Consider the following 6,761-nt stretch of genomic DNA (forward strand, 5'->3'; position numbering starts at 1 on the left):
CGGCAATGACGCTGTCGAGCAGACCCGGGAAGCGGCCGTCGAGATCGTCACGGCGCAGCGTGATCAGCCGGCTGGTGCCAACTGCTTCGGTTCGGGTGACGCCGGCCTCACGCAGCTTGGCCAAATGGTAGCTCAGATTGGTCTTCGAGCAGAGATCGAGGAACCGGCTGCAATTCAGCGGCACGCCCTCCTTGCTCGCGAGATAGCGCACGATGGCCAGCCGCGTCGGATCGCCGAGCACGGCAAGCACGTTCGGCAGGCTGATCTGGTCGGCGGTGGGATGGGGCAAGGTCATGCCCAGGAATTAAGCACATTCGGGGCCGATTTCAACGCATCTGATCCTTCGCGGTTCTGGTGGTGTTCGGGCCTGTCCTGACACAGGGCTGTCAGTAAGGTTCGATTAGTCTGCACAAGCTCATTGACATTATGGCCTGTTATGTCCAATTGTTCAAGAACCTTTGAACTAAGGAAATTGCCATGGATAAGCGCCTCATCTGGCTTGCGCTCGGATCGTTCACGATTTCGACCGAAGGTTTCGTCATCTCCAGCCTTTTGCCCGACATTGCAAAGGATGCCGCCATCTCCGTTCCGCTCGCCGGCACGCTGATCACCGCGTTTGCGTTGGCCTATGCGATCGGCACGCCGATCCTGGCAACGCTGACCGGCGAATGGGACCGGCGCCGCGTCATATTGTGGACGCTGGTGTTCTTCGTGTTGGGCAACGTCGCCGCGGCGCTGAGTTCCTCCTTCGAATTGCTGTTGGTCGCGCGCATCGTCATGGCGCTGTCGTCAGGCCTGTTTGCGGCGACCGCACAGGGAACAGCCGTTGCGCTTGTCGACGACCATCATCGCGCCCGCGCCATTGCCGTGGTCGTCGGCGGCACCACCGTGGCGGTCGCGGTCGGCGCGCCGCTCGGCGCGCTTGTCGCGACCGTCGCCGGCTGGCGCGGCACGTTCTTTGCCATTGCCGGCCTCGGCGCGCTCGCCGGCGCGATCCTGTGGTACCGGCTGCCGCGCGGCATCGTCGGCACCAGGCTGCCGCTCCGGATGCGGCTGGCAGCGGCACTCCGCCCCGGCGTCATGCCTATCCTGGTGACGACGATCCTGGCACTGATCGGCGCCTTCACCGTCTTTGCCTTTGTCGCGCCGCTCGCCATCGAAGGCGGCGGCCTAAGCCCGATCGCGCTACCCGGAATGCTGCTCGCCTTCGGCGTTGGCGCGGTCATCGGCAATATCGGCGGCGGGCAGGCCGCCGACCGTTTCGGCGCGACGCGCACCGTCTGCTGGTCGCTGGCGCTGAGTGCCGCCATGCTGGTCACGTTTTCGCTGATCCCGATATTACTGCCGCGCGAGATCGCCGGGCCGGCACTGATGGCCATGATGGTGCCGGGGGGCATCGTCGGCTGGGCGTTCCCGCCGGCGCAGGCCAGCCGCATCATCAAGCTGGCGCCCGATGCCGCCCCCATCGTGCTGTCGCTGAACGCTTCGGCACTCTATCTCGGCGTCGCACTGGGTGCCGTGGTTGGCGCTGCGGTGCTGCGCTATGGCGCACCGGCCGACCTCGGCGTGGTCGCGGCGGCATTCCCGATCATTGGTTTGGGCGTGGTGCTGGCGGGCCATCTGGCGGCGCGTCCGGTGGCGATGCCGGCCGAATAAGGCTTGTTAGCAAAGCTTGGCTGCCGGCCGCCGATAATTCAACTCGCGGCCGGCGCTGCGTCAAAATCCAGCGCGGCGATTTCGTCCAGCGCCGCTCGCAGGCTTGCCGCCTGCTCCTTTCCAAACATCTCCTCGAAGCGCTGCTGAGCGACATGCCACAGCTTGGTCTTACGCTGTCCGCCACATCGGGATGATCGAGGCGGCCAGCAGCAGGCCAAGCACGGCGTTGAGCATGCGCCACTGCCGCTCGGTTCGCAGCAACCGGGCGAGCAGCGTGCCCGCCACGCACCACGCCGCCAGCGATAGGGCCGCGGCAAGACCGAAGACCGTGCCGAGCAGCAAGGCGAGCTGCAGCGGTCCGTTGGCGAGCGCGGCAAAAGATGCCGCCGCTCCCAGCCCCATGGCCCAGCCCTTGGGATTCATCCATTGCAGGCCGGCGCCGCCGAAAAAGCTGTTCGGCTTTGCCATGGCCACGTCCAGGTTGGGCGGGCCGCTGCGGCCGATCTTGAGGGCAAGCCACATCAGATAGAGGGTACCGGCTATTTTCATCGCCAGTTGCAGCGAAGGAGCGGCGGCCAGCAGACCGGCGAGCCCGACAGCACCTGCCGCAGCCACCGTGGCCAGGCCGGCCGCACTTCCGGCCATCAGCGGGATAGAGCGGCGAAAGCCGAACTGCGCGCCGGACGCTGTCGACAAGGTCGTGGCCATGCCGGGGGTTGAGGTTGAGACCAGTGCGAACGCGACGAGGGGAAGGACGGTTTCAAACATGCTGCTTCCTTTGAAGCCTGCACGGTAGGCTGTTCGGCTCATTAGTAAATGCAATGTTTGCTATGATACGCATTAGCAAATATAATAGCCGGATGCTCCGCAACCTCGACACTGCCCTGGTTCGAACCTTCGTCACCGTTGTCGACAAGGCCAGCATGACGGCGGCGGCCAACGCGCTGCATTTGACGCAAGGTGCCGTCAGCCAGCAGATCAAGCGTCTGGAAGAGGTTCTCGGCTGCAGCCTGTTCGACCGCGATCGGCGCGGATTGCGATTGACCCGCTCCGGCGAGCGATTGTTCGGCAAGGGCAAGCGCCTGCTTTCCCTCAATGACGAGATCCTGGCGGAGATGGCGGGCGATGCGGTTGCCGGTCAGGTGCGGCTCGGAGTGCCGTACGACCTTGTCGGCACCTTGCTTGCGCCGGTGCTCAAGGCCTATGCCGAGGCCTATCCGCAGGTCGAGATCTCGCTTGTCTGCGCCTCGTCGCCGGAGTTGGCTGCGGCCTTGGCGGCGGGCGCGATTGAGCTCGCGGTGATCGAGGAGCCGATCGGTCGGTCGGCCGGCGAATGCCTTGTTGTCGACCGGCTGGTCTGGGTCGGCGCCAAAGGCGGTGGCGCCCGCCGCAAGCGACCCTTGCCGGTTTCGATGGTCGCCGAGACCTGCGCGTTCCGCCCGGTGGTGCTGGAGGCGCTTAACGAGCACGGGCTGGAATGGCGCACCGTCTTCGAAAACGGCAGCATCGACGCGACGACGGCGACGGTGCGTTCGGACTTGGCCGTCACCACCTGGTTGGCGTCAACCGTGCCTGCCGACCTCGATATTTTGGCCAACGATCCGGAACTGCCGTCATTGCCGAATTTTTCAATCAATCTGCATTTGCCGAAGCACGGCGTCGCGCCGGCTGCATTGGCATTCGCGGGCCACCTTCGCGATGGGTTGGCACGGCGGCGAGAGGCGGCTTAGAAAACAGCAAAAAGGACGGCCGGTGTTCAGCCGTCCTTGATCGCCCCGCAGCATCTACTTCCAGTTCTTGCGCCGCTCGATCTTGGCTTCGGACGGCTGTTCCGGAGCAAAGGACCCAGTCTTGATCTCGCCGGAGCGTTCATAGCTCGCCATCAGCACGCCAGTGGTCGATGTCTGCGAACGGGTCAGCTTGAAGGCGGCAGGTATCGTGCCCCTGCCGAACAGTTTTTTGCCCTTGCCCAGGACCAGCGGGGAAATCAGCAGGCTGATCTCGTCGATCAGGTCATTGGCGAGCAAGGTCTGGATCAACTCGCTCGATCCCTGAATGAGCAGGTCCGGGCCGTCCTCCTGCTTCATCCGGCGCAACGTCGCCACGACATCGCTGCCGAGCGGCTGGCTGTTTTGCCAGGACAGCGTATCTGGCCTGTGCGTCGCCACATATTTCGTGACGGCGTTGAAGCTGTCGGCGATCGGGTCATTCTTCTGATAAGGCCAGTGGGCGGCGAAGATGTCGTAGGTCTTGCGGCCGAGAAGCAGCGCGAACGGTTTTGAAAACGTCTCGCCCATGGCGGCGCCCATCACATCGTCCCAGTAGTGAAACGTCCAGCCGCCGAATTTGAAGCCGCCGACAGGGTCCTCTTGCGGGCCGCCGGGCGCCTGCATGACGCCGTCGAGGCTGACGAATGTTGCGGCGATGATCTTCCTCATTGGAGCTCCCTTTCCCTGATCCGTGCCGTCATGGCCGGACTTCGAGCCAAGGACGGGCGAACGGACATTTGTCCGACAGCGGTCGGCAAATTTTCAGGGCTGGAAGGGCAGATGACTGCCGACCTTGTTGCGTCGGCTTGGAGCAGAGAAACGCTCAGCCCAGACCGACGACCGTATCGTAGAGCAGCTTGAAGTTGAGCACCAGGATGAGCGCGGCGACCACCCAGGCCAGCATGGCGACGGCGCGGGAAATGGCGAAATTACCCATCTTGCGCTTGTCCGAGACGAACTGCACCAGCGGTACGACAGCGAAGGGAAGCTGCATCGACAGGATTACCTGGCTGAAAACCAGCAACTGGCCGGTTCCCTTCTCGCCATAGAGCGCAGTGACCACCACCACCGGGACGATGGCGATGCCGCGCGTCAGCAGGCGGCGCGCCCATTGCGGGATGCGCAGACGCAGGAACCCTTCCATCACGATCTGGCCGGCGAGCGTCGCCGTCACCGTCGAGTTCAGGCCGGAGGCAAGCAGCGCTACGGCAAACAGAATGGACGCGATGCCGAGGCCGAGCAGCGGCGACAGAAGCTCGAAGGCCTGGCCGATCTCGGCAACGTCATGATGACCGGTGCCGTGGAACGCCACCGCCGATACGATCAGGATGGAGGCATTGACGAACAGCGCCAGTACCAGTGCGATGGTAGAGTCGGTCGTCGCCCATTTGATGGCGTCGCGCTTGCCGCGATCGGTGCGCTCATAGGCGCGGGTCTGCACGATCGAGGAGTGCAGATAGAGATTGTGCGGCATCACTGTGGCGCCGATGATGCCGATGGCGATGTAGAGCATGGCCGGATTGGTGACGATCTCGGACGACGGCACGAACATCGCATGCAGGATGGAGCCGACCGGCGGGGCGGCGGCAAAGATCTGAATGGCGAAGCAGCCGAAGATGATAATCAAAAGCGCTATGATGAAGGCCTCGAGGAAACGGAAACCCTTGTTCATCAGCAACAGCAGCAGAAAGGCATCGAGCGCGGTGATGATGGCGCCGCCGATCAGCGGAATCCCGAACAGCAGTTGCAAGGCGATCGCCGTGCCAATGACCTCGGCCAGGTCGCAGGCGATGATGGCCAATTCGCAAGCGACCCAAAGCATGAAATTGACCGGTCGCGGATAATAGGCGCGGCACGCCTGCGCAAGGTCGCGGCCAGTGGCGATGCCAAGCCTGGCGGCGAGCGCCTGCAGCAGGATCGCCATCAGGTTCGACAACATGATGATGAACAGCAGCGTGTAACCGAACTGGGCCCCGCCGGCGAGGTCGGTCGCCCAATTGCCCGGATCCATATAACCGACCGAAACCATGTAGCCCGGCCCCATGAAGGCAAACAGCCGGCGAAGCCAAATCCCCGAGTGCGGCACGGCGATCGTGGCGTTGACTTCGCGAAGGCTGGGCTGCTCGCCGTCCTCCGGGCGGGCAAATCGCCACATGGACCGGGGGGCTGAGGTGGCTTCGGCTTCCGACATGAAATGGCTTTCCACTGGAGCGATTGATGTTGTCTCCTTATCTATGCCACGGCTGAACATTATGCAATATGCTATATTTCATTGTTCGTGCTTTTTCGTGTGCCGCTTGACGGCGCGACCAGAACGGCAGTGAACGCCGGTTGCGCCGGCCACCGAATGGAAATAAACGGCCAGAACGAATAGGGTTCCGTGTTATGACTGCAATGTCGATTCAAACTGCCGGGAGGAGCGCGTATTGGCGCTGAAGAAAAGACCGGTTCCTCGCGAAAAGCCGCTGCCTGACGCAGAAATCCACTCGGAAGGCTTCAGGCAGACGCGTGAAGCGCGCCGCAGCGCGCTGGTCGAGGATTATGTCGAGCTCATCGCCGACCTGATCGAGGACGGCAACGAGGCACGCCAGGTTGACATCGCGGCACGGCTCGGCGTCGCCCAGCCGACCGTGGCGAAAATGCTGACGCGGCTGTGCGCCGACGGGCTGGTCTCCCGGAAACCCTATCGCGGCGTGTTCCTGACCGATGCCGGCCGCAAGGTTGCGGAAGAGAGCCGCATTCGCCACCAGACGGTCGAGGCCTTCCTGCGCTCGCTCGGCGTCAGCGCCGAAACGGCGCGCATCGACGCCGAGGGCATCGAGCATCATGTCAGCGCCGAGACGCTCGAAGCGTTTCGCAAGGCGATAATCGCCGCCCGCTAAAAAGCACGGCCGGCCCATCTCGTCGCGCCCATCGCTCCTACAAGCGGCGTGGACGCCACAGGCCTTGCGATCTCTCGACCGGAGCAAACAAGCGTCAGCAAGTGTTGCTTGCTCGCACGAAAAATACTGTGACTTGGCGTAACCATTGGGATAATTGTTTGCTGGGTTGGAACCGGCCAGGACATCGGCGGGTTGATTGCAAACGTGCATCACGGGGAGTTGCCATGCTCTGGAGAGGCCGCCGTCAAAGTGACAATGTCGAGGACGAGCGCGGCCAGAGTGGCGGGCTTGGCGGCGGTCCGGGGCAGTTTCGCATCCCGATAGGCGGTCGCGCCGGCGGCGGCGGCATGTCGGGCATTATCATCGTAGCGTTGATTTTCCTGGCAGGGTGGTATTTCGGCTTCGACCCGAGCCAAATTCTCGATGACAGCGGCTTGCAGCCTGGCGGCGGCGG

General features: G+C 63.4%; 8 protein-coding genes. 4 read left to right on the plus strand and 4 right to left on the minus strand.

Annotated features, from left to right (window positions below; all coding sequences use genetic code 11):
* Positions 1-295 (minus strand): helix-turn-helix transcriptional regulator (locus tag E5W70_RS13440; RefSeq protein ID WP_292658708.1); only part of this gene is annotated, 295 nt, incomplete at its 3' end.
* A gap of 182 nt (positions 296-477) precedes the next feature.
* Here E5W70_RS13440 and E5W70_RS13445 point away from each other — a divergent pair.
* Entirely contained in the window at positions 478-1,656 is a 1,179-nt protein-coding gene (locus tag E5W70_RS13445; RefSeq protein ID WP_292658711.1) for an MFS transporter, read from the plus strand.
* 168 nt (positions 1,657-1,824) lie between these two features.
* Here the strand turns inward: E5W70_RS13445 and E5W70_RS13455 are convergent, their stop codons facing one another.
* Positions 1,825-2,424, minus strand: a complete 600-nt coding sequence (locus E5W70_RS13455) for a LysE family translocator (RefSeq protein WP_292658714.1) — start codon at positions 2,422-2,424, stop codon at positions 1,825-1,827.
* Positions 2,425-2,516: 92 nt separating this feature from the next.
* On the opposite strand from E5W70_RS13455, the gene E5W70_RS13460 reads away from it, so the two are divergent.
* On the plus strand, positions 2,517-3,386 hold the full coding sequence (locus E5W70_RS13460) for a LysR substrate-binding domain-containing protein (protein ID WP_292658716.1): 870 nt from the start codon (positions 2,517-2,519) through the stop codon (positions 3,384-3,386).
* A gap of 54 nt (positions 3,387-3,440) precedes the next feature.
* Here E5W70_RS13460 and E5W70_RS13465 read toward each other — a convergent pair whose 3' ends face one another.
* Both E5W70_RS13465 and E5W70_RS13470 read right to left on the minus strand, forming a co-directional pair.
* Positions 3,441-4,094 (minus strand): dihydrofolate reductase family protein, encoded by a 654-nt coding sequence (locus tag E5W70_RS13465; protein WP_292658719.1) that lies wholly within the window; start codon positions 4,092-4,094, stop codon positions 3,441-3,443.
* Between the two features lie 154 nt (positions 4,095-4,248).
* Positions 4,249-5,616 (minus strand): Nramp family divalent metal transporter, encoded by a 1,368-nt coding sequence (locus E5W70_RS13470; protein ID WP_292658722.1) that lies wholly within the window; start codon positions 5,614-5,616, stop codon positions 4,249-4,251.
* A gap of 235 nt (positions 5,617-5,851) precedes the next feature.
* Here E5W70_RS13470 and mntR point away from each other — a divergent pair, with 235 nt between their 5' ends.
* Together mntR and E5W70_RS13480 are read left to right on the plus strand one after the other, a co-directional pair.
* On the plus strand, positions 5,852-6,307 hold the full coding sequence (gene mntR, locus E5W70_RS13475; RefSeq protein ID WP_023678308.1) for a manganese-binding transcriptional regulator MntR: 456 nt from the start codon (positions 5,852-5,854) through the stop codon (positions 6,305-6,307).
* 224 nt (positions 6,308-6,531) lie between these two features.
* On the plus strand, positions 6,532-6,761 hold a 230-nt coding region (locus tag E5W70_RS13480), incomplete at its 3' end, for a neutral zinc metallopeptidase (RefSeq protein WP_292658790.1).

Origin of the sequence: Mesorhizobium sp. (assembly GCF_005063415.1) — a bacterium.
Classification (GTDB): Bacteria; Pseudomonadota; Alphaproteobacteria; order Rhizobiales; family Rhizobiaceae; genus Mesorhizobium.